Here is a 20,484-nt window from a genome sequence, read left to right as displayed (position 1 = left end):
AAGGCACTTTTGCGAGGCGCGACTTAATCGAATCGATTCTGCCCTCGTATAGGACCTTCGAAGGAGTCGTTCGAAGATGGCGATGGCTTTCTTGGATGTGATGCAAAAAGTACCCGCGGGCGAGTCCAGCGTGGTGAACGTGGTTCCTTTCGTGGACGGCCGCGATCTCGAAGTCTCCGAGGTCGTTGCCTTACCCATACCCGAAGGGGCCGAGCCTATTCCGGACTCTGCGGTAAACGCGGCGGGCGCGCTAATTCGCTCGCAGTCCCTACCCATATTGCTTGCCTTTGCGCAAAGAGCCGAGACGAGGCCTCCCGAGGGTGCGGAGGGCGCCGTCGAAGAGTTGCGGCGTCGTCTTGCCATTCCGGAAGCGACGGGCGATCTCGTGAAGGCCATCACGTTGCCCCTGTCCGCATACCGCGATGCGAGCGAACAGTTGGCCGCGTTGCTGCAGGACGAGTTCATCGGTCTGCACGCTGCCCAAGAAGCGCCTCGCGGCAGCTTCGGTATTTTGGAGTTCGTCGTTCGCCACGTGCGAAACATCGACGCCGCGCTCGAACGCACCCAGCGCTATTGGCGATTGGTGTCCGAGCTCGCGAAGCTCGACATCGAAACGCGCTGCGGCGAGGTTTTGCTCACCTACCGCATTGCCGAGGAACCCTCGTGCATGGGGCGGCAGGGCAACGAGTTCGTGCTCGCCTCGTTCCACCGCTTCCTTCGGGAGCTTACGCAGCAACAGTTCCACGCCGCGTCCGTCGAGTTCGCACACCCGGCTCCGGCGGATGTGTCCGAGCTTGCGCGCTTCTTCGGTACGGAGCAACTTCGCTTTGACGCTCCGCACAATCGCATCGCCTTCGATGCGAGCGTGCTTTCTTTGACGATCCCGTCGAGCGACGAGCGTCTTCTTCTATGGCTCGACGAATACGCCACCTCGTTGCTCCCGCCGGAGCCGGCGGCCGAGCGCGCGGTTCCCGGGCTCGAACGACAGATCCGCAGCTGCCTGCACGAAAGCGTGCCGCCGACCGTGACCGAGGTCGCGCGTCGCTTGCGAATCAGCTCGCGCACCTTGCAGCGTCGCCTTTGTGAAGCGCACATGTCGTTTTATGGCGTGCTCGAAGGCATACGGTGCGAGCTGGCAGAGCGCTATCTGCACGATGCGTCGCTGAGCATCTACGAAGTGGCGCTGCGTCTCGGTTACGCGAACGAGCGCGGGTTCGAGCGCGCATTCATGAAGTGGCACGGCGTCACCCCCCGCGCCTACCGCCGCAAGCTCGCCAGCTAAGGCAGGCACGGCGAAGCTGCCAAGCGGGCGCCGCCTCGATTCGTGGTACACTCCATGTTTGAGTGGGGTGTTCCATGCCAGGTGTCGTTCCGCCAAGGGCAAGGTCGATAGGGCTCCTGTTGTCGGCGTGGCTCGCGTTGTCGGTCGCGGCCTTCGGATGTCAATCGCCGAAGGCCGCACCGCCCGGCACCACGGCGGGGGAGTTGGTCGCGGAGGCTCGGGCCAATGGATTGGCCTTCGAGAACCCGATGGAGCTCAGTCCCGACATGCAGCAAGACGTCGAGGTGGCCATCGGCCGGCGCGGTGAGCCGCGCGAGCGCCTTCACAAGTTGATCCGCCACCTCAACGATCGCAACGTCGGCTTCGAGCAGGTGCAGGGCGTTTCGCTTCCGGTCAAGCGCGCGTACCGCGAGCACCGGGGTGACTGCATGACGTACGCGATGCTGTTCGTCGCGCTGTCGCGTCACCTGGGGCTGGAGACGCACTTCGTGCACGCGAGCGAGGTGCTCTCGTACTACGAGGCAGGCGACTCGCTCTATGCGTCGTCGCACATCGCCGTGGGCTACGGGAACAATCCGGACGACATCGTCGTGGACTTTGCCAATGCCTACGACGATTGGCACCTCGCCGCCTATCACCGCATCGACGATGCTGCGGCCATCTCGCTCTACTTCAACAACGTGGCCGCTTACACGATGAACGAAGGGCGTCCGCGCGACGCGGAGAAGATGCTCGGCTTCCTCGTCGAGAAGCGCCCCAATCTGGCGGAGCTGCACAACAATTTGATCGTGGCCCATCTGCGGCAAAAGCATTTCGGCGAAGCGCTCGACGTGGCGAAGCACGCGATGACGATCTTTCCGAATTACAAGCCGTTCTACACGAATGCCATTCAGGCCGCGTACGGCGCGAAGAAGTTCGATCTCGCGCAGCGCTTCGAGGCGCGCGCGCAGGCCATTGCCTCCACGGATCCACTTTTCGTGTTCGCACGCGGGCTCCAGCTCTATCAGCGCACGGAGTATTCACTCGCCGCCGAACACTTCGAACGCGCCCTCGCCGCAGACCGCAACAGTGTCCTCATCGTCGCATGGCTGGTGCGCGCCCACCTCTCCGCCGGACACCGCGAAGAAGGTCGCGAGGCCTTTGCACGCGCGCACAAAATGGCCCCGAACGATCACCGACTGAAGGAGCTCATGAGCAAGTTCCCCGAACTCCGCGGCGATATGTAACGGCCCGAAAAAGCATTACCGGGAGATCGGGAGATTTCTTGGCGTCAACCAAATCTCCCGATCTCCCGATCTCCCTGTAAATTTTCTTGGTCTTCTGGGGCCCGTTAGTTGTTGTTGATGAACTGTTGCGCCAGTTGGGCGCCGAGTTCGGCGACCTTCGATTTGCTCTCGATGGGCGACACCTTGGAGTTCTTGAAGACGATGTACGTTACGGGGCCGTCGGTGCCGCCGGTGGCCGGGTTGGGATCGATGCCCAAGGCGACGGCCGCACCGTAGGAGGCCTCGCCGATGATGTTCGTGGGGCCGGTGTCGCCCACGGGCGCGTAGATCACCTTGTTGTTGTAGATGAGGGCCACCACGCCACCGCCCTGGATGCCGAAGTTCTTGTAATTCCAGGTACCGCTCGGACTGGGGACCACCACGTAGGGCAACGTCTCCGCATTCAACGGCTGGCCGTTCGATTGGTGGAAGGCCGTATCGGGTTGGAACCAGGGGTCCGTATTTTCATTGCATTTCGATGTCCTCTGGCCATCGCAATCGATATCCAAATCGGCCTTCCAGAAGACGGCGCCATTCTTATCGCACACGGCAACGGTGGCCGCCGTTTCGTCGTCCGTCCTATATTTCCCGTTGGAAACCTGATTGCATGTTTTTACCTTCTCCAGGAGCTGTGCGGCCGTGGGGCCAGCCGCCAGCGAATCCGATTGGGTATCCGCGGACATCTCTTCTTCGGACGCGGAACATCCAAAGGCGCTGAGGCCAGCCACCGTGAAAATCACCACATTGCATGCTGCGACTTTGATCGAGCGCAAAATCATGGACGCCTCCTTGTATCTGCGGGGACCGAGAACAATGACCGTGCGCGGATGAGCGCCGGCGCGCCGGAGAGACAATCTTCGGCGACGTTCTTTGTTAGGAAGCTTTCTTTACTTAATCAACGATCTTGTCGATCAGCTCAACGTGATCGCTAGGATCATGTGGGCGAGGGTCGTCGGATCAGACGCACGGACAAGACGCGTCGCGTTGATACTTGCTCGACCAAAAATTCCGCACCATCCGGCATTTGCACCGTGGATCCTTGCTGAGGCAACTGTCCCGAAACAGAAACAATGAATCCACCTACGGTGCTGAATCCACGGCCGGGCTGCAAATCCAATCCGAGTGCACGATTAATTTCGTGGATGGGCGTCAATCCCGATATCAGGGTGGAGCCGTCGGGCTCTTTGTGGATCATGGGTTCCGTTTTCTCACCCTCGTTCAAAATTTCGCCGACGATTTCCTCCACCAAATCTTCCACGGTGACCAATCCAGAGACGCCTCCCTGCTCATCCGTCACAATGGCGAGCGGCTGCTGCTTTCGCTGAAGGTGCCGCAGCACGTCGAGGGCGCGCATGGTTTCGGCGACGAAGGGCACCGGGTGCTTCAAGGCATCGAGATCGGCGGACTCGCCGCGTGCGAGTTGGGCATAGACATCGCGCGCGCGGACGTAGCCCATGATGTTGTCCACGCCGTCGCCGGTGATGGGCAATCGCGAAAATGTCGTGCGCGCGAGCAGCGACTCGATGTCGGCGCGCGGGGCATCGTGACGGAGCACGACGATGGCGGGCCGCGGCACCATCACCGCGTCGACGCGCAGTTCGCGGAAGTCGAAGACGCGTGTGGCCATCTCCGTGGTGGCCTTGTCGAGTTCTCCGGCGCGGGCGGCATCCTCGATCATTTGTCGCAGCTCTTCCGCGGTTAACCGCGATTCGACGAAGCTGGTTTCGTCTTTGAAAATCTTCAGCACGATGTTGGAGCTCGCCGTCAAAAACCAGACGAGGGGTTTGGCCAATTGGGAGAGCCAATACAGAGGGCGCCCCACGGCGAGTGCATACGCTTCGGCCGAACGGAGCGCGAGCGATTTGGGGACCAATTCGCCAAGAACGAGCGAAAGAAACGAGATTACGGCCACGACCGCGGCCAAGGACAGATCCTCCGCGGCCTCCTCACCGAGGCCTGCAGCGCGCAGAAAGGCCGCCATGCGCTCGGCGCTGGTCTCGCCAGCGAACGCTGCGGCGGTGGCCCCCACGACCGTGATTCCAATCTGCACCGTGGCGAGAAATCGCTCCGGATTTTTCCGCAGCGCCTCGATGGCCCGGGCCCGCTCGTTGCCTCGCGCAGAGAGCTCCTGAATGCGTGCCTTGCGCACGGACAAAAGCGCGATTTCGGCCCCTGCGAAGATACCGTTGAGCAGAATCAAGCCCAGCACGATCAGGAGTTCGCGAAGCATGTGTGTGAAAGCTTAATGCGATCGTCCGCGATGGATCGCACCGCGACCATGATCGCATCGTGCATGTGCGTCTTGGGAGACTCGGCAAAGCTCGGCAGAAATAGAGTTGGTACCACCATTGCTCTGCACGGCGCCGCTCGGTCGCGACCCATCGCGACCCCCTTGCCTGAAAAGGAGCAGACCAATGGTGCGTACCGTTTCGTCGTTCTTCGCCCTCGCGTTCGTGGGGACACTCGCTTTCGGTTGCGAAGGCCCCGCCGAGGATGATTCGGGGTCGTTTTCGGACAAGCAAGCGCTCGCCGATTGTTCGTCGGTCACCGATTGGAGCACCGGTGTGGCGTACTCCATTGGCAAGGTGGTGCGGTATAATTCGAAGTCCTACGAATGTATTCAAGCCCACACCAGCCAGCCGGCGTGGAATCCGGAGGCCGCGGCGTCTTTGTGGCGATTGGTCGATTGTGGGCCGGTCGGAGGAAGCGACGGCGGGGGAGGTGGGGGCGGCGATAGTGGCGGCGGGGGAGGTGGCGGAGGCAGCTCGGAATATGCTCCTTATTTCTATACGTGGGGCTGGGGCAATGCGGCGTATCCGTTCACGAGCCTCGTGGACATGAAGAACAAAGGCGGGCCGTCGTCGGCGACCTTGGCCTTCGTGCTATCCAACGGCGGGTGCGCGGCGACCACCGACGTGCAGGCGCATCAGAGCGACGTCAATGCGTTCGTGTCGGCGGGCGGCAAATTGAAGGTGTCGTTCGGCGGCGCCAATGGCACCTACTTGGAGAACGCCTGCGGCAGCGCGAGCGCGATGGCCAATGTCATCACGGGCTACGTCAATGCGACGGGTATCAAGGATCTGGACTTCGACGTCGAGCAAGCCGGTGCGATGACCTCGCAGGTAAACGCACTTCGCTCCGCGGCGCTGGCCACCGTGCAGCAGCAAACGGGTGCGCGCATCTCGTTCACCCTCGCCGCGACCCCGCGCGACAAATGGAACACGCCGGGAGGGGTCAACGCCTCCAGCCTCGAAGTGCTGCGCTCGGCCTTGGGCGCGGGCGTCCATATCTGGCGCGTGAACCTGATGACGATGGATTACGGCTCTTATTACAGCTCGGGCAAAAAGATGGGCGACCTCGCCGTGTCCGCCCTGACCGATGCCAACACGCAATTGCGAAGTTTGATATCGGGCCTCACCGAGGCGGCTGCCTACAAGATGCTCGGCGCCACCCCGATGATTGGTCAAAACGACGTTGCAGGCGAAATCTTCACCCAAGACGACGCCCGCATTCTGGCGAGCTTCGCCCGGAGCAAATCCCTGGGCCTCGTCTCCTTCTGGGCCATCAACCGCGACCAACCGTGCCGCGGCACCACCGACATCGCCTTGTGCAGCACCCAGCAATCGACCAACTTCGCCTTCCACCAGCTCCTGAAGCCGTGACGGTGTATACTCCCATGCATGAGCGCTGCCGTTTCCCGTAAGCCCCGAGCCACGTTGGCCGACTGGAAGCGTCTGACCGAGGACGGTCATGTCGTCGAGCTCATCGATGGCGAGATCGTCGAGCAATCGATGGGGCGGCCGGAGCATGGCCGCCCGCAGCTCAAGATTGGAGAGCTGCTGGGGCCCTTCAACCGCCGTTCTGGCGGGCCCAAGGGGCCTGGCGGTTGGTGGCTGATGTCCGAGGTGGACATCCAGTATCCAAAGACCGAAGAGATCTATCGGCACGATGCGTCGGGCTTCCGCCGCGATATTTATGAATCGCCTCCGACCGGCAATCCAACGCGCGATCTCCCTCAGTGGGTGTGCGAGATTTTGTCCAAATCAACGGCCCGCGTCGATCTGGTCAAGAAGCAACGCTCACTGCACCTGCACGGGATTGCGCACTATTGGATCCTCGACCCGGAGCACGGGACGTTGACGGTGCATCGCCACCACGCCGATGGCTACATCGTGGTGGCGACCGGCGGGGTGGGCGATGTGATTCGTGCGGAGCCCTTCGATGCGATCGAGCTCGATGTCGGAGAATTCTTCGGTCACGATCCCGTCGAACGTTAGCGCGTGCCGTTCAAGGCGTTGACGATGACCGGATCGCGGAGGCGCTCGGTGAACCACGTGGGGTAGTAGCTCGCGTGGGGGCTTTGTGCATCGAGCGTCTTCAACTCGTCATCGGTGAGCTTCACGACGGTGGCGCCCAGGTTGTCCTCGAGTTGGTGCGTTTTGGAGGCGCCGACCAGGATGGTGCTGACGCCGGGCTTGTGCAAAAGCCAGGCGAGGGCAATTTGGGCGACCGAGGCGTCGTGGGCCTTGGCGATGGGGCGCATGGCGTCGACGAGGCGGAAGCCGGCCTCCTTGTCGAAGGGGAGAAAGTCGAAGCCCGAGAGGCGGTTGTCCTGGTCGTTCAGGTTCTCGCGCGTGTATTTGCCCGAGAGAAACCCCGAGGCGAGGGGGCTCCAGATCATCGTGCCGATGCCCGCGTCTTGCACGAAGGGGACGACCTCGTGCTCGATGTCGCGACCCACCAGCGAATAGTACATCTGCGCGCCGGCGAAGCGCGCCCACCCGTGCTTCTCCTGAAGGCCCACCGCCTTGGCGGCCTGCCACGCCGACCAGTTCGAGAATCCCACGTAGCGAACCTTGCCGCTGCGGACCAAGTCGTTCAGCGTCTCCAGGGTTTCCTCCATGGGCGTGACCGGATCGAAGCGGTGCACGATGTAGAGGTCCACGTAGTCCGTGCCCAGGCGCGAAAGGCTCGCCTCGCACGAGGCCAGGATGTGCCGGCGCGAGAGCCCCGTCTGGTCGATCCCAGCCCCATTGCGCATGCCCACCTTGGTCGCGATGACCACGTCCTTGCGGCGCGTGCCGAGCACCTGCCCGAGGATGCGCTCCGACTGGCCTTCCGCGTACGCGTCGGCGGTGTCGAAAAAGTTGATCCCTGCCTCGAGCGCCCGATCCACCAGAGCGCGCGCGTTGCCCTCGTCGACCTTGTAGATCGACGGAATGTTGCCCGAACCGAACGTCATCGCACCAAACGCGAGGCGCGAGACGACGAGCCCTGTATTCCCGAAGCGGATGTACTCCATCGCCGTGGTCTCCTTTTTTCCCGTGACCGCGGAAACTATGGTGCCTCGGCGCGAAGAGAAGAAGCCGGGAAATACTGGAAAGAGTATCAATCTGGGCTTTACAATGCCGCCAGGGAGCTTTGCATGTTCGCAATACTTGGGGCGACGGGGAAAGTGGGGCGGGCGACGATTCGGATGCTGCTTGCGCACGGTTATCCCGTGCGGGCCATCGTTCGCGATGTTGCCAAAGCAGCGGAATTCAAGGCCGCTGGGTGCGAGGTCGTCGTGGCGCACTTGGGCGACAAGGCCTCGCTGGAGGCGGCCTTTGCGGGGACGGTGGTCGCGCAGGTCATCTGTCCGGTGCTGGCGCGCAGCGATGACGCCTTCGCGGAGATGACCGGCGCCATCGATACACTGGCGGAAGCGCTGGCTGCGGCCCATGCGCCTTCGATCATGGCCATTTCCGACTACGGCGCCGAGCTGCCCGAGGGTACGGGCGTGACCCGCGTGTTCCACCACCTCGAGAAGCGGCTGCGGGTGCTCGATGCGGCGCTGACGTTTCTGCGCTCGGCGGAACACATGCAAAACGTGGCGCGCTTTGCCGGTTATGCGGCGGAGACCGGCACGTTCCCCACCATGCACCACCCGCTCACCAAGTTGTACCCCACGGTGTCGGCCGACGATGTCGGCGTGATTGCGGCCGAGCTGCTCATGGAGACGCGGGCGAGCGCGCATCCGCGGGTCGTGCACGTCGAAGGGCCCTGCCGCTACACGCCGCTCGACGTGGCGGAGGCGCTTGGCTCCATCGTCGGGCGCGAGGTCGTCGCGCGCGAGCTTCCGCGTTCCGAGTGGCTCCCCAGCTTGAAGCGCGCGGGCATCGGAGACAGCTACGCCCAACTCGTCGTCGAGTTGTACGACGCCCACAACGCCGGCCGAATCGACGCCGAGGCGGGAAGGGGCGAGGTCCGCCGCGGCACCACGAAGCTACGCGACGCCGTCGCCGGTCTGCTGAAGTCGCGGTAGCCTCGGCAGGACCAGGAGCATCGCCAGCCCGGCCGCACCCGCCGCGAGCACCAGTGGCGCGGTGAAGCTGTGCTGGCGCTCCGCGAGCCATGCGGCCACGAGCGGCCCGGCGATCTGGCCGATGCCGAAGACGACGGTGAGGCTCGCGATGAGGCGCGTCGGGTTGCGCGGTGCGAGACGGCGCGCCTCGCGCATCACGAAGACGACCATGGGCATCATCACGGCGCCCAGCAGCACGGTGCCGAGCAAAAGGCCGATGGCGCTGGGCCACCACGCACAGAGCAGCTCGCCGGCGAGCATGGCGAAGCTCACCACGCCGAGCGCCACGTAGTTGCCGAGGCGCTCCGGCCAGCGTGCGAGCCCCAAGGTCGTGAGCGTCGTGGCGACGCCGTAGACGGGCCAGAACCACTCGCGCACCCGCGGTAGATGCAACTGCGTGTCGGCGATCAGCGGGAGGAACGTCGCAGGGATCACGTAGCTGAAACCGAGCAGGCCATAGAGCGCGATGAGCGGCCACGCGGGATCGCGGACGGCCTGCAGGCTCGTGTCCTTCGGGGGCGGAGGCTCCGGCGCGGAAAGATCGCGCCAGACGGCGCCGGTGAAGATGGCGCAGAGCAGGCCGAAGCCGATCCAGAGCCATGCGGACGGCACGCCGTGGGGCCGCAGCAGCGCGACGAGCAGCCCGCTGATGGCGATCCCCACCCCGGGGCCGGTGAACAGCACGGCCTCCAAGTCGACGCGCCCCGCCGCGCGCAGGCGCACCATGCCCCAGGAAATGCCGTGCACGATGAGGACCGCGGAGGTGATGCCCGCGACGATGCGCAGTGCCACCCAGAGCGCAGGGCTCGCGCCGAGCCCCATGCCGAGCGTGGTGAGCGCGATGATCAGTAGCGCACTGCGGAGCGGGGCCCGCGCCGGGATGACGCCGAGGGCGCAGAGCAAGGCCCCGGCGAGGTAGCCGGCGTTGTTGAGCGATGCCAGCCACCCGCCAGTGACGAGGCCGAGCCCGGCGTCGGCCTGCATCAGGGGCATCAGCGGCGTGAGCAGAAAGCGCCCGATGCCCAGCGAGATGGCCAACACCGTGAGCCCCGCGAAGGCAATGCGTCGCGGCGAGGGCATCGTGGTTCAGCCCTTGCCGATGAGCAAGGTGGCCAGGCGCGTGCGCATTTCGCGCTTGAGCGCCTTGCCGGTCACCCCGGTGGGGTAGTCCTCCGGCGTGCGCGCGACGATCACGGCCGCCAGCGGCTCGGCCTTCGCCGCCCGCAGCGCGTCGTTCACGTGCTCGAGCAGCTTCTCGGCGCTTGGCTGGTTCGCCTCGTTCACATGCGGCTGCAACCGCACCGTGGCCACCGGCTTTTGCCCGCCCGCAGGACTGGCGACGCCCACGACGGCGCAGTCGTTGATCAGCTCCGCGCAATCGGCGAGCAAAATCTCCTCGATGGGCAAGCTGTAGACCGGCCCGGTGAGCGTATCGATGACATCGACGGTGCGGTCCAAATGATAAAAGCGCCCCTCGCTGTCCCTTCGCGCAATGTCGCCGGTGAGCCAATAGCCATCCAGCTCGAAGCTCTTCGTCAGGTTCGGATCGTTCCAATAGCCCGGCGTTCGCGTGGGCGTTCGAACACCCAGCAAGCCGACGGTGCCGTCGGGCAGTTCGTGCCCGGCCTCGTCGAGGATGGCCGCCTTTTGCACGATGTCGATGGGCTTCCCAATGCACCGATCGTTGCGCGGCGTTTCGGGCGAGGTGACGTATCCAAAGAGCGCCATGCCCATTTCCGACGAGCCGAGGCCGTCGATGAATTGCGATCCGGGCAGCGCGGATTGTTCGGCCTTCTCCTCGGGCAAGAGCCACGGCTTCACCAGCCCCGCGGGCCGCTCTCCCAATGTGACGAGCCGGCGGATATGGCCATAGTGCGCTCCGTCGCCGGTGTTGAACCAGGTATGCACCTTGGCGGCGGCCTTCACGGGCAATTCGCCGGTGGCCAATTCCACGAAGCTGCGCGGAAACGAGGCGACCATCGTCGGCTGGAACGCGAGCATGACCGGTTCGACGATTTCGCGCCGCCAACCGGCCATGGCCATCATGGGCAATCCGAGCAAGGTGGCCGTGAGGAAATAGCTCAATCCGCCGGCATGCGTGTGCGGCATCAGACAAAGCAGCCGATCGGAGGCCTCGGCGGGGAAACGAAGCATGCGCGGCTCTTTGCCCACCCAGAATTGGCGGTGGGCCAGCATCGTCGATTTGGGCGTTCCGGTGGTGCCGGAGGAGTGAATCAGCGCGACGATTTCGTCGGGCTTGTGGCGATGAGGATACGCCGCGGGCAGCGGCGATGGCGTGTCGTACGCGCGAATTTCGGCCGCCGGTGCGATGAACCGCGGACGGCGCTGCGGATCGCTGCGGTAGGCGGCCTGAATGCGCGTGGGGTCGTCGCACACCAGTCCGACGATGCCCACGTGATCGAGGTAGCGTTTGGCTGCGACCGGCGGCATGGCATCGTTGAGCAGCGCCGGAACGGCGCCGAGTGCGGTGAGCGCCAGAAAGTGAAACAGCGGCTCCGTGCCCTCGCGCAGCCACACGCCCACGGGCTCCCCAGGCCGCACGCCATTGGCCCAGTACCATCGCGCATAGCGATCACGAATCGCCTGCAGCTCGAGCAGGCTGTAGCCCGTGAGAACGACGTGGCCTCGCTGGTCGGTGTGATGTTTGTAAAGAAAAGGGATATCGCGATTCGGATTCAGGGTGAGCGCATGATCGAGAAAGGATCCCGCCCCGACGGTGGGATCTTCCATGAATTGGCGTCGGACCTCGAGCGGGGCAATGGGGCTGCGATGGTTCATCGGGAACTCCTTCGTGAAGGCGAAATGACGTGGGAAACCTCGGTGGCTGCGCGATGCCCCGAGCGAATGGCCCCTTCCATGAGACCGAAAAACTCCGTGCTCGTTTCGGTTCCCGCCCAATGCACGAGGCCGTGGGGCCGTGCGAGGTGTGGGCCGAGTCGCATCCAGTCGCCCGGGCCGAAGAGTGCGGCGTAACATCCGCGGCTGTATTTCGCCTGGACCCAATCGGTGACGTGGCAGGCGACGGGCGGCGGCAGCTCCGGGAACAAACGACGCGCCTGCGCGACCACCGCGTCGCGCTGCTCGTCGGGCGAAAGCGCGCCGAAGCGGCGTGCCTCGCTTCCGGTGACGAAGCCCGTGAGCACGCCCGCGCGCCCATCGGCGGGTGAATCGTCCACCGTGGAGAGCAACGGGCCGTCGGCGCTGACGGACCATCCGGAGAGGCCGTGCTCGCGCCAGAGCGGGGTGGGGTAGATCAAGTGCACCTTCACCGCGCAGCCGGGGGCCGTATGCGGGCTGGCGCGCGGTGCCTCGAGGGCGGGCGCGTAGTCGATGCCCTCGGCGAGGCGCGGCGGGAGGGCCACGATGACGGCGTGTCCCTCGAAGACCGTGCTCTGGCTGGTGTAGACGGAGACGCCGTTGCTGCGTTGATGGATGGCACGAACGGGCACGCCGAGGTGCACGCGCGGGCCGAGCCGCTCGGCGAGCTTCATGCAGAGTGTGTGCGCTCCACCGGCGATGCGCTCCGCTTGCGCGCCGCCTTCGAAGGCATTGAGGTACGGAATGCCGCCGCCCGAGCGGAGGTAAAAGGCCATATGAAGGACGGAGATATCGGCCGGATCGGCGGCCATCATCTCGCCGAGGAACAACGGGAAGAACAAGCGCGCATCGGGGTGCTTCACGTGCTCTTCGATCCAATCGGCCGCGGTGCGTGCATCGAGCTTTGCCGCGTCGGCGGAGAGCCACGGCGCATCGGCGCGCACCGACTTGGTCACCTCGTCGAGCCGCTCGAACATTTCGCCCAGGGCCACCGCCTTGAGCGGTGGAAACCGGCCTACGCTGCGAATCGGCGCGCGGTCGGGCGACAGCGCGAAACGGCTATCTCCGTGCATCGTCGTGGGCGTGGCCGCGACGCCCATTTCGGCCATGAGCGCGTGGAGCGCCGTGTGCCGATGCCCCAAATAGGCCGCGCCGGCATCGGCCCACGCGCCCGGGGCGATCTCGATCCCATGCATCCGCCCGCCGACCCGATCGCGCGCCTCGAGCACGACGACGTCGATGCCGCGCACCATGAGCTGATGGGCCGCCGTGAGACCGGCCAGGCCCGCCCCTACCACGACGACGCTCATCCGGCCGCGCTCGCGATGCACTTCGAGAGGCCGATGGGCGAGGGCGCGCTCATCAGATCCGCGAAGGTGAGCTCCACGCCGAATTGCCGATCGATGGCGCTGAGCACGCGCGTGGCGAGCAGCGAGTCGCCCCCGAGGACGAAGAAATCCGAATCCACCTGGACGTCGTCCACCTCCAGGATTTTGCGAAAAATATCCACGACGCCGTCGACCGTCATTGATTCATCTCCTTGCCGCTCTTTCGAGACAGGTGATGCCGGTGCGAGGCCGCGCGGTCGACTTTGCCGCTCGGCGTGTGCACCAGCTCCGGAACCACCGTGAGCTGCGACGGGACCAGGTGCGCGGGGACGCGCGCCTTGAGATCCGCCGCGATGTTCGTGCTCAGTGCGGCCGCATCGGTCCCTGGCCGCGCGACCACGTAGGCAATCATCGTGGTGTGATCCGCCACGGTGACGCCAACCACGGCCACCGCCGCGACCCCGGCATACCGCGCAATCTCGGCTTCGACCTCCCCGGGATTGACCAGAATGCCACGCACTTTGATTTGGCCGTCCAATCGACCGCGGTGCAGAAGCTCGCCCGTCGCGCTTCGAACGACGCGATCGCCCGTGAGAAAGTAGCGCGCGGGGCCCGCACCGAAATCGAGCTTGCGAAACCGCTGCTCGGTGGCCTGCTCGTTGCCGAGATAACCAATTGCCAGGGCAGGCCCTCCCACGAGCAATTCCCCCGCATCGCCGAGGCGCTCCACCACGTGCGGCATGGCCCGCCCAATGGGCACCTCGTTGGCCTCGGCCCAACGCGTCCCCGATGAATCCGCACGCGGCCCGTGAAGGTCGATGGCATGCGTGATCAAGGTCGTTTCCGTGCAGCCGTACGTATTGACCAATCGAACCCGCGCCGTGTCCAGCGCGCACCAATCGGCCAGCCGAGGAGCCCGAGCCGCCTCTCCACCGATGACCACGAGCCGCAGGCACTCGGGAAGCGCGGCATGCCCCTCGGCCAGGTAGTACACGAGTTCGTGCCAAACCGCCGTCGGCAGATCGAGGACGCTGACGCGTTCCCGCCGAATCAGTCGCAGCAGGCGAGGCAGCGAACCCGAATGGGCATCGCGATCGATGACGAGCGCCGCGCCCGACGTGAGTGCGGGGAAGATCTCCTCGAAGCACGTATCCCAATTGAGCGAGGCAAACTGGAGCACCCTGTCCGAAGGCTGAATTTCGAACAGCGCGCGCAGCGAATCGACGGACGCGCCAATGGCACCGCGCGGCGTGACCACGCCCTTGGGTTCCCCGGTCGACCCCGACGTGAACAGAACGTACGCCGGCGTATCGAGCGTGACCGGCGCGCTGGCGTACGGTTCGTCCGTGCGCGCCGGCGCCGGATGACCATGGAGATCGCGCATGCCGAGAACGCGGAGCCCGGGGAATGCCACCGATTGGGACACCGTGGCAATAACCGTGGTGCAACCGCTCCGCCGGACGAGCGCCTTTTGCCGCTCGTCGGGAAATGCCGGATCGATGGGGCAATACGCACCGCCGGCGAGGAGCACGGCCAGCAGCGCGATGATCGTATTGGCTGACCGCGAGGCCATGACCCCGACCACGCCGCAGCCATCTCCGAGCTGAAGAGCCAATTCACGCGCCCGCTGGAGGACGCTGCCGTAGCTCAATTCTCGGCCATTGTCGACGATGGCCGGCCGCTCCGGGGTCGCACGCGCTGCCGCGAGAAAGTCCGCGACGACGTCTTTCGAGCCCTGCATGGCTACGGGGCTTCCTCGCGCAATGCGGCATTCAGATTCTGCATCAGCGGCGCGTTCTCGCACGCCACGTATTTGCAACGATTCACCGCGCTTCGGTTCGTATGCTGATGCCACGCCCAAGCGGGAATGTACACGGCGTCCCCCGCCTTCCACTCCACACGCCGCTCCTCGACCATGGTGAAACCCTCACCCTCGAGCACGTAAAGGATCGTCTCGTAGGTGTGCCGGTGTTTGCTCGCGGTTTGCCCGGGCTCCAGCCCGCCGATGGTCACGCTGATGGTCTTGGACGGCAAATCCACCACGGAAACGGGGTGCTTTCGCTCGGCGCTGAACGCGGCGGCGTGCGCCGTGTTTTCCACGTCCGCATGAACGAGCCGCGACGGCACCTCAACCCCGAGTACGGGCGTCGTACGGTCGAAATCCTTGGAAGTGTAATGCATGTAAGGAGTCTCCTTTATCAAGCGGCGACCCGTTCTCGGGACGACAATGCCTCGAAGAACGCCACGCGCGCGGCAATGGCCTTGGCCGCCCCGTATTCCAAGTCGACCCGCGATTTGGGATCGGCCTGGAGCCGCCGGACGATGATGTTGCGCATGGTGATGGCGTGTTCGTCGTCGCATCCGACGTGGAGCGTGAAAAACTCGAGGTGGCGTTTCGATTCCCCCATCGCCTCGAATCCCGCGAGCACCGTGGAATAAACGTGCGGAACGATGGCTTCGGCCCCCAGGCATATTGCGCCCAGACCGATCATCGCATTTTCGTTGTGGCAGCACGCGAACATGGTTTCGACCAAACGGACCGTGGCCGGGTGGGGGGCTTCGTCCTCGAAGCGTATTCCCATCGTCTTCATCATGTCGCGGTAGATTTGAGAGTGCGGAGTCGACTTGACGTCACCCAGTCCCATTTCCTCGAAGAGATTTTGCATGAGCGCTTGGCGATCCGCCTCGTCGAGCAGATTGGCGATGAGTGCATTCAAGAAGCGCGTGAAATTGCGCGAGTAGTATCCCTGCTGCCGCACGAAACCGTGCAATTCTGCCCGCGACACGCGCCCTTCGCGGCAACGTGACAGGAACGACGTTTCGTCCAATTCACGGATCCATTCCGGACGCAGGATGCCTTCCCAACTCGCATCGATTTGAACGATAGCCATTTGTACTCCAGTGTTGTGGCAGACTTGTACTCGAATAAGTTATCTAGGCAACATTAATCTGAGTGCTTGGTTGGTGCTTCTGGATAGTTGTCTGGGCAACATCTGATCGATTTGATTCGACGCGGTTGACACGTTTCATTGCCGGGTTAGGCTGTTTGCCTCTCGAACATAAAGAGGTGCGATCATGAGTCGCCGTATCGTCATATTGGGGGGCGGTCCGATGGGGACGGCCATCGCCGTCGGGCTGCGAAAAAGCCAACTAGGCTCGGAGCTTCGCGTCGTGGAGATCGATGCGGAGAGGCGCCGCGTTCTCTCGGAGAAATACCAGATCGAAGCCTCGGAAACGCACGTTCCGGCTGCGGGGGACGTGGTGGTTCTCGCCATTCAGCCGCAGGCTTTCCAATCGTTCGCAGCCGGCCTGGCGCCCAATGCCTATTCCGAGTGTCTCCTCATTTCGGTGATGGCGGGAATCCGTATCGAAACGATGTGCCACGCACTCGGGACCAACCAAGTGGTACGGTCCATTCCAAATACGCCTTCGGAGGTCATGCAAGGCATGACTGTGTTGTGCCCTGGCCACGCTGTGGAAAAACCGAACATCGATTTGGCCCGGGATATCCTTGGTTCGTTCGGCAAGGCCCTGGTGGTCACGCGGGAGGAAGCCATCGACGATGCCACGGCCTTGTGCGGCGGCGGGCCGGCGTTCGTCGCGTTCTATGCGAAGGGTATGTTCGATTTCGCGGTGGAGTGCGGATTCGAGCCGAATGATGCGCGCACCATGGTCGCCCAGGTCCTGCGCGGCACGGCGGACTTGCTGGCCGTTACGGGGAAAGAGCCCCTGGTCCTGTGCAAGGAGGTCATGACCCCCAACGGGACCACCGAGCGGGGAATTTGGCATTACCGTGAGCGCGAACTCGACACCATCGTGACCGCGGCGCTGCGCCGGTCGGCGGCACGGTCCCGTGAATTGAGTGGGGTGTGAATGCTGGGCCTCAATAGCCAAGCATGGTCGATGGATGCCCATCGCACCACGAGCACCACCAGCAAGACGGCCGACGCCCCGCCCCATGGCGACGGAGCGTATTGGACTTATTTCGGCATGGGGCACTCCATCAAGTTGATGGACCGGCCTGGCGTCTTTCGCGTAAGCCCGGCCGGCCTCAGTCTCGGGGCTTTGCTCGTGCGGTGCCTCGGCCAGGACGATATGTCGAAACGGTTCCTCGAGCTGGGGACGGGCAGCGGCGTGCTCGCCCTGCTGCTGCGCGACATGGGCGCGACGAACCTCACCGCGACGGACATCTCGCAACCGTCGATTCGGCTGGCGTGCGAGAACGAAATGCTGAACTTCGGCAACCACCGCATCCACTTCGCGAGCGGGAATCTGTTCGACGCGTTGGATGGCGCTCGTCCGGCGGAGCCATTCGAGCGCATCGTCTTCAATCCACCGGGCTGGCGTGCGCCCTCGGCGTTGCTGGTCAGCCAGCTCGCCAGCATGAATGGGCGCCATTCCCTGGATCTCTCGGCCATGTTCGGGGGAGATTCCGTGGTGTTGCGGTTCCTCCTCGAAATGCCCAAATACCTGGCGCCGGGGGGAAGGGCCATCATCGGCCTCAACTCGATGATGGGCATCCAGGACGTGCTAGCGCGGTACCGCGCCAGCGTTCCTGGCGAATGCCCGCTGCGTTTCCGGCTGCTCGAGCGACATTGCTTTCCGCTGTTGTTCTACTCGGACGCCTGGCAAGCGGCCCGGCCTTGGCTCATGGCCGAGTTTCAATCGTGGAAAGACGAATGCAAATCTGCATTCAGCCAGGACGGTGATGGGACGATCCATTGGTCGTACGAGATCGTCGAGTGCACCATGGCTGGGAATCCGCGCGAATGAGTCAATCGTCCGTTGGCAAAGGCGCGAGCACGGGGGCGGCGGCACTGGCGTATTTCATCTTGGGGGCTTCCTCGCTTTTCTGGAAGCTGCTCGCCGGTATTCCGTCCCCCGTGTTGCTCGGCTACCGCATCGTGGTCTCGCTGGTCACCCTTTGCCTGACCACGCTGCTTCTGGCGCGGTTTCGCAATCTGCTCCGCCTGGCGACGAAGCCCAAAGTGCTCCTGGTGCACTTGGCGGCTGCGGTCCTCGTGTGCATCAATTGGCTCACGTTCATCTGGGGATCCATCTCCGGTCACGTCCTCGAGACGGGCATCGGCTATTTGCTGGCCCCCGCGGTGACCATCTTCATCGGCGCGGGCATCGTGCGCGAGCGGCTCGGGGTGCTGCGCGCGTGCTCGCTGGGGCTCTGCGTGCTCGGCCTCGCGCTGCTCATCGCGCGAAGCGTCGAATTGAAGTCGTGGATTTATCTGACCATCGGCCTCACCTGGGGGACCTACGGCTTCTTGAAGAAGCTGACCGAGGCCGATCCCATCAGCGGTCTCACCCTGGAGACGTCCATGCTGGCCGTCGGCGTCGCATGCGTCGTGGCGACCACGCACTACACACTGGCGCTTCCGCCGTCCACGGGGGTCATGCAAATTGGTCTCCTGTGCGCGTGCGGAACCGTTTCGGTCGTGCCGCTGTGGCTTCTCTCGTTCGCCGTCCAAAAGATCAGCCTTTCGACGGCGGGATTCCTCCAATACATCCTTCCGAGTACCCAATTCGTCGTGGCCATCGTATTTTATGGGCAAATGCCATCTGCCAACACCACCATGTGTTTCCTCGTCATTTGGTCGTCGCTGACGCTCGTCGTCGGGCAGTCGATCCTGCAGCGCCTTCGAACGGGCGGGCCGGTGCGCACGGAGGCGGGGCGATGAAGACCTACGACGTGGCGGTGATTGGACTGGGCATCGTGGGCGCCTCGGCGGTGGATTACCTCGCCGCCGAGGGCATTCGCGTCATCGGGCTCGATGCCTTCGGCCCGACGCACGCCAATGGCTCCTCCCGCGGGGAGAGCCGCATCTTCCGGCGCGCGTATTGGGAGGGCGCGGCGTACCTCCCGCTGTTGAATCGCGCGCACGATCTCTGGATGGCGCTTCAGCAAGACTGCGACGAGCCCGTGGTGGTGCACACCGGGGGCCTTTTCGTCGGCAGCAAGGCAACGGGGGTCGTTCGCAGCAGCCGCGATACCGCGCGGGTAGGGGACATTCCGCACGAGATGCTCGACGCCGCCCAAGTGCGCGAGCGCTATCCCGCATTCCGATTGTCGGCCGACATGGAGGCGATTTACGAGCCGGGTGCCTACATGGTTCTGGCCGATCGCGCCCGACTGGCCATGCTCGATCGGGCGGTGAACCGCGGTGCGGAGCTCCAATTCGGATGCCGCATTTCGAAGGTCACGCACTCCGGCAACGGCGTCACCTTGTCGACGGCCTCGGGCGAGTCGTTCGCCTGCGCCGCCGTCGTCGTGGCCACGGGCCCGTGGATGGCGGGCGAATTCATCGAAGAGGTGCGCCCCTTCCTGCGCCCCGTGCGCGTGCCCATTTATTGGTTCCGTCCCCGTCCCGGCGAGGAGCGCGAATATGAGGCAAGCCGTTTCCCCGTCTTCCTGCACGAAGCCGCCGATGGGCGTCTTCTCTATGGCTGCCCGAGCCAAGACGACGCCGGCGTGAAAATCGGATTTCACAACCGCCAGCAAGTCGAAGCCGATCCGCGTGCGCCCGATCGCGTGGTGAGCGACGTCTTCCGGAACGAGATGGCCGACTACGTCGAAGAGGTTTTCCCCTCACTCGATCCCGTCCCCATCAAGTCGCGCATCTGCTTCTACACCCTGAGCGACGACGGCAACTTCATCATCGGCCGCACGCGCCATCACCCCAACGTGAGCTACGCCTCCGCGTGCTCCGGCCACGGCTTCAAGTTCGCCCCCGCCGTCGGCGAATCCGCCGCCCGCCTCGCCATCGGCAAGGACCCTGCCGTCAGCCTGGAGCCGTACGCGCTGGCGCGATTCACTGGTTGAGCGGCCGTCGTTTTCTACCGTACGGTTCGGTTACGCGCGAAGAGAGGTTGCGGGAAATCTTTCTCGGGGTCAGAACGTAGAGACCGAGTGGAAACTGGAGGCTGGAGATGAACGCGAGGCAGAAGATCGAGTCGCTGACCAACGCTTGGTACGGTTTTGCGGTTTTCTCGGCGGCCTTTTACATTTTGAGGAATGGCTTCGGGTTCTTTTCGCTGACGCGGACGATGATCGTCTTCCTCTTCAGCCTGGTGGGTATGTTCTTCATCGGGCGGCGCCTGCTCTCGAAGGGGCACATCATCCGGTTCATCCTGCTCCTCTGCACCGCGGTCGCGACGCTCACGGGTACCTTGGGTGCGGGGCATCGCGTGCTGGAGTTCCTCGGTGATTGGTCCTTCTCCTTGCTGCTCGATGCAGCTGGTGCGCTGGTCGCGGTCTACATGAACGCGCGTTCGTTCCGCGTCCTCACCGACTCGTCGGTTCGCGCGTACTTCAACAGCTGACAGCCGAAGCTCTTTAGGTTGAGCTGAGCGAAATCCGGGACGCTTGATCGCTGTGCCTTGACACGTGATCGAGCGTCCCGCATATCTGTCTTCGAA

The 20,484-nt window shown here is 64.0% G+C and carries 20 protein-coding genes; 10 read left to right on the top strand and 10 right to left on the bottom strand.

Translation table 11 applies throughout. The features are described from left to right. Positions 1-82 precede the first annotated feature (82 nt). Both LVJ94_25655 and LVJ94_25650 read left to right on the top strand, forming a co-directional pair. Positions 83-1,282, top strand: coding sequence for an AraC family transcriptional regulator (locus LVJ94_25655; protein ID WXB10600.1), 1,200 nt, complete (start codon positions 83-85; stop codon positions 1,280-1,282). Positions 1,283-1,401: 119 nt separating this feature from the next. Continuing rightward, the gene (locus LVJ94_25650) at positions 1,402-2,508 is read left to right on the top strand and encodes a tetratricopeptide repeat protein (protein ID WXB10599.1); all 1,107 of its coding nucleotides are present in this window, start codon (positions 1,402-1,404) and stop codon (positions 2,506-2,508) included. Between the two features lie 104 nt (positions 2,509-2,612). Here the strand turns inward: LVJ94_25650 and LVJ94_25645 are convergent, their stop codons facing one another. Together LVJ94_25645 and LVJ94_25640 are read right to left on the bottom strand one after the other, a co-directional pair. Next, entirely contained in the window at positions 2,613-3,326 is a 714-nt protein-coding gene (locus tag LVJ94_25645) for a glycoside hydrolase family 75 protein (GenBank protein ID WXB10598.1), read from the bottom strand. Between the two features lie 155 nt (positions 3,327-3,481). Beyond that, positions 3,482-4,777, bottom strand: coding sequence for a hemolysin family protein (locus LVJ94_25640; GenBank protein WXB10597.1), 1,296 nt, complete (start codon positions 4,775-4,777; stop codon positions 3,482-3,484). A 184-nt stretch (positions 4,778-4,961) separates the two neighbouring features. Between LVJ94_25640 and LVJ94_25635 the strand changes: the two genes are divergently transcribed. Together LVJ94_25635 and LVJ94_25630 are read left to right on the top strand one after the other, a co-directional pair. Continuing rightward, positions 4,962-6,209, top strand: a complete 1,248-nt coding sequence (locus LVJ94_25635) for a hypothetical protein (GenBank protein ID WXB10596.1) — start codon at positions 4,962-4,964, stop codon at positions 6,207-6,209. A gap of 18 nt (positions 6,210-6,227) precedes the next feature. Continuing rightward, positions 6,228-6,824 (top strand): Uma2 family endonuclease, encoded by a 597-nt coding sequence (locus LVJ94_25630; GenBank protein WXB10595.1) that lies wholly within the window; start codon positions 6,228-6,230, stop codon positions 6,822-6,824. On the opposite strand, the gene LVJ94_25625 is transcribed toward LVJ94_25630, so the two are convergent. Then, positions 6,821-7,849 (bottom strand): aldo/keto reductase, encoded by a 1,029-nt coding sequence (locus LVJ94_25625; GenBank protein WXB10594.1) that lies wholly within the window; start codon positions 7,847-7,849, stop codon positions 6,821-6,823. The two genes, LVJ94_25630 and LVJ94_25625, sit on opposite strands and share 4 nt — an antisense overlap. Positions 7,850-7,972: 123 nt before the next feature. On the opposite strand from LVJ94_25625, the gene LVJ94_25620 reads away from it, so the two are divergent. After that, the gene (locus tag LVJ94_25620) at positions 7,973-8,851 is read left to right on the top strand and encodes an NmrA family NAD(P)-binding protein (protein WXB10593.1); all 879 of its coding nucleotides are present in this window, start codon (positions 7,973-7,975) and stop codon (positions 8,849-8,851) included. On the opposite strand, the gene LVJ94_25615 is transcribed toward LVJ94_25620, so the two are convergent. From LVJ94_25615 to LVJ94_25585, 7 genes are read right to left on the bottom strand one after another with little or no spacing between them, the layout of a single operon-like run. Then, complete coding sequence (locus tag LVJ94_25615) at positions 8,813-9,970, bottom strand: YbfB/YjiJ family MFS transporter (protein WXB10592.1); 1,158 nt, start codon at positions 9,968-9,970, stop codon at positions 8,813-8,815. The two genes, LVJ94_25620 and LVJ94_25615, sit on opposite strands and share 39 nt — an antisense overlap. Positions 9,971-9,976: 6 nt before the next feature. Further along, positions 9,977-11,689 carry an acyl--CoA ligase gene (locus LVJ94_25610; GenBank protein WXB10591.1) on the bottom strand — a complete coding sequence of 571 codons (1,713 nt, stop codon included), beginning with the start codon at positions 11,687-11,689 and terminating at the stop codon, positions 9,977-9,979. Beyond that, entirely contained in the window at positions 11,686-13,038 is a 1,353-nt protein-coding gene (locus LVJ94_25605; GenBank protein WXB10590.1) for an FAD-dependent oxidoreductase, read from the bottom strand. The genes LVJ94_25610 and LVJ94_25605 overlap by 4 nt, the downstream gene beginning before the upstream one ends. After that, positions 13,035-13,256: a phosphopantetheine-binding protein gene (locus tag LVJ94_25600; GenBank protein WXB10589.1), complete on the bottom strand. Its 222-nt coding sequence runs from the start codon at positions 13,254-13,256 to the stop codon at positions 13,035-13,037. The genes LVJ94_25605 and LVJ94_25600 overlap by 4 nt, the downstream gene beginning before the upstream one ends. Next, on the bottom strand, positions 13,253-14,797 hold the full coding sequence (locus LVJ94_25595; GenBank protein ID WXB10588.1) for an AMP-binding protein: 1,545 nt from the start codon (positions 14,795-14,797) through the stop codon (positions 13,253-13,255). Before LVJ94_25595 ends, LVJ94_25600 begins: the two co-directional genes overlap by 4 nt. 2 nt (positions 14,798-14,799) lie before the next feature. After that, positions 14,800-15,237 (bottom strand): cupin domain-containing protein, encoded by a 438-nt coding sequence (locus LVJ94_25590; GenBank protein ID WXB10587.1) that lies wholly within the window; start codon positions 15,235-15,237, stop codon positions 14,800-14,802. A 17-nt stretch (positions 15,238-15,254) separates the two neighbouring features. After that, positions 15,255-15,947: an iron-containing redox enzyme family protein gene (locus LVJ94_25585; GenBank protein ID WXB10586.1), complete on the bottom strand. Its 693-nt coding sequence runs from the start codon at positions 15,945-15,947 to the stop codon at positions 15,255-15,257. A 184-nt stretch (positions 15,948-16,131) separates the two neighbouring features. On the opposite strand from LVJ94_25585, the gene proC reads away from it, so the two are divergent. The 5 genes from proC (at position 16,132) to LVJ94_25560 (ending at position 20,388) form a co-directional block, all read left to right on the top strand. Beyond that, positions 16,132-16,929: a pyrroline-5-carboxylate reductase gene (gene proC / locus LVJ94_25580; protein ID WXB10585.1), complete on the top strand. Its 798-nt coding sequence runs from the start codon at positions 16,132-16,134 to the stop codon at positions 16,927-16,929. Positions 16,930-16,959: 30 nt separating this feature from the next. Beyond that, positions 16,960-17,829, top strand: coding sequence for a methyltransferase (locus tag LVJ94_25575; protein WXB10584.1), 870 nt, complete (start codon positions 16,960-16,962; stop codon positions 17,827-17,829). Beyond that, positions 17,826-18,746: a hypothetical protein gene (locus LVJ94_25570; protein WXB10583.1), complete on the top strand. Its 921-nt coding sequence runs from the start codon at positions 17,826-17,828 to the stop codon at positions 18,744-18,746. The genes LVJ94_25575 and LVJ94_25570 overlap by 4 nt, the downstream gene beginning before the upstream one ends. Continuing rightward, positions 18,743-19,888 (top strand): N-methyl-L-tryptophan oxidase, encoded by a 1,146-nt coding sequence (solA, locus tag LVJ94_25565; GenBank protein ID WXB10582.1) that lies wholly within the window; start codon positions 18,743-18,745, stop codon positions 19,886-19,888. The genes LVJ94_25570 and solA overlap by 4 nt, the downstream gene beginning before the upstream one ends. A 107-nt stretch (positions 19,889-19,995) precedes the next feature. Further along, positions 19,996-20,388 carry a hypothetical protein gene (locus LVJ94_25560; GenBank protein ID WXB10581.1) on the top strand — a complete coding sequence of 131 codons (393 nt, stop codon included), beginning with the start codon at positions 19,996-19,998 and terminating at the stop codon, positions 20,386-20,388. Positions 20,389-20,484: the final 96 nt, after the last annotated feature.

It is taken from the genome of Sorangiineae bacterium MSr11367 (assembly GCA_037157805.1).
Lineage (GTDB): Bacteria > Myxococcota_A > Polyangia > Polyangiales > Polyangiaceae > Pendulispora > Pendulispora rubella.
The sequence above is the reverse complement of the archived record's forward strand: the minus strand, read 5'-3'. Positions and strand labels throughout refer to the sequence as shown.

What these genes read in the sequence shown, in the direction of transcription:
- LVJ94_25655 (WXB10600.1), top strand. Translation starts at nt 83, where the DNA reads ATGGCTTTCTTGGATGTGATGCAAAAAGTACCCGCGGGCGAGTCCAGC.
- LVJ94_25645 (WXB10598.1), bottom strand. Translation starts at nt 3,326, where the DNA reads ATGATTTTGCGCTCGATCAAAGTCGCAGCATGCAATGTGGTGATTTTC.
- LVJ94_25640 (WXB10597.1), bottom strand. Translation starts at nt 4,777, where the DNA reads ATGCTTCGCGAACTCCTGATCGTGCTGGGCTTGATTCTGCTCAACGGT.
- LVJ94_25635 (WXB10596.1), top strand. Translation starts at nt 4,962, where the DNA reads ATGGTGCGTACCGTTTCGTCGTTCTTCGCCCTCGCGTTCGTGGGGACA.
- LVJ94_25630 (WXB10595.1), top strand. Translation starts at nt 6,228, where the DNA reads ATGAGCGCTGCCGTTTCCCGTAAGCCCCGAGCCACGTTGGCCGACTGG.
- LVJ94_25625 (WXB10594.1), bottom strand. Translation starts at nt 7,849, where the DNA reads ATGGAGTACATCCGCTTCGGGAATACAGGGCTCGTCGTCTCGCGCCTC.
- LVJ94_25620 (WXB10593.1), top strand. Translation starts at nt 7,973, where the DNA reads ATGTTCGCAATACTTGGGGCGACGGGGAAAGTGGGGCGGGCGACGATT.
- LVJ94_25615 (WXB10592.1), bottom strand. Translation starts at nt 9,970, where the DNA reads ATGCCCTCGCCGCGACGCATTGCCTTCGCGGGGCTCACGGTGTTGGCC.
- LVJ94_25610 (WXB10591.1), bottom strand. Translation starts at nt 11,689, where the DNA reads ATGAACCATCGCAGCCCCATTGCCCCGCTCGAGGTCCGACGCCAATTC.
- LVJ94_25605 (WXB10590.1), bottom strand. Translation starts at nt 13,038, where the DNA reads ATGAGCGTCGTCGTGGTAGGGGCGGGCCTGGCCGGTCTCACGGCGGCC.
- LVJ94_25600 (WXB10589.1), bottom strand. Translation starts at nt 13,256, where the DNA reads ATGACGGTCGACGGCGTCGTGGATATTTTTCGCAAAATCCTGGAGGTG.
- LVJ94_25595 (WXB10588.1), bottom strand. Translation starts at nt 14,797, where the DNA reads ATGCAGGGCTCGAAAGACGTCGTCGCGGACTTTCTCGCGGCAGCGCGT.
- LVJ94_25590 (WXB10587.1), bottom strand. Translation starts at nt 15,237, where the DNA reads ATGCATTACACTTCCAAGGATTTCGACCGTACGACGCCCGTACTCGGG.
- LVJ94_25585 (WXB10586.1), bottom strand. Translation starts at nt 15,947, where the DNA reads ATGGCTATCGTTCAAATCGATGCGAGTTGGGAAGGCATCCTGCGTCCG.
- proC (WXB10585.1), top strand. Translation starts at nt 16,132, where the DNA reads ATGAGTCGCCGTATCGTCATATTGGGGGGCGGTCCGATGGGGACGGCC.
- LVJ94_25575 (WXB10584.1), top strand. Translation starts at nt 16,960, where the DNA reads ATGGATGCCCATCGCACCACGAGCACCACCAGCAAGACGGCCGACGCC.
- LVJ94_25570 (WXB10583.1), top strand. Translation starts at nt 17,826, where the DNA reads ATGAGTCAATCGTCCGTTGGCAAAGGCGCGAGCACGGGGGCGGCGGCA.
- solA (WXB10582.1), top strand. Translation starts at nt 18,743, where the DNA reads ATGAAGACCTACGACGTGGCGGTGATTGGACTGGGCATCGTGGGCGCC.
- LVJ94_25560 (WXB10581.1), top strand. Translation starts at nt 19,996, where the DNA reads ATGAACGCGAGGCAGAAGATCGAGTCGCTGACCAACGCTTGGTACGGT.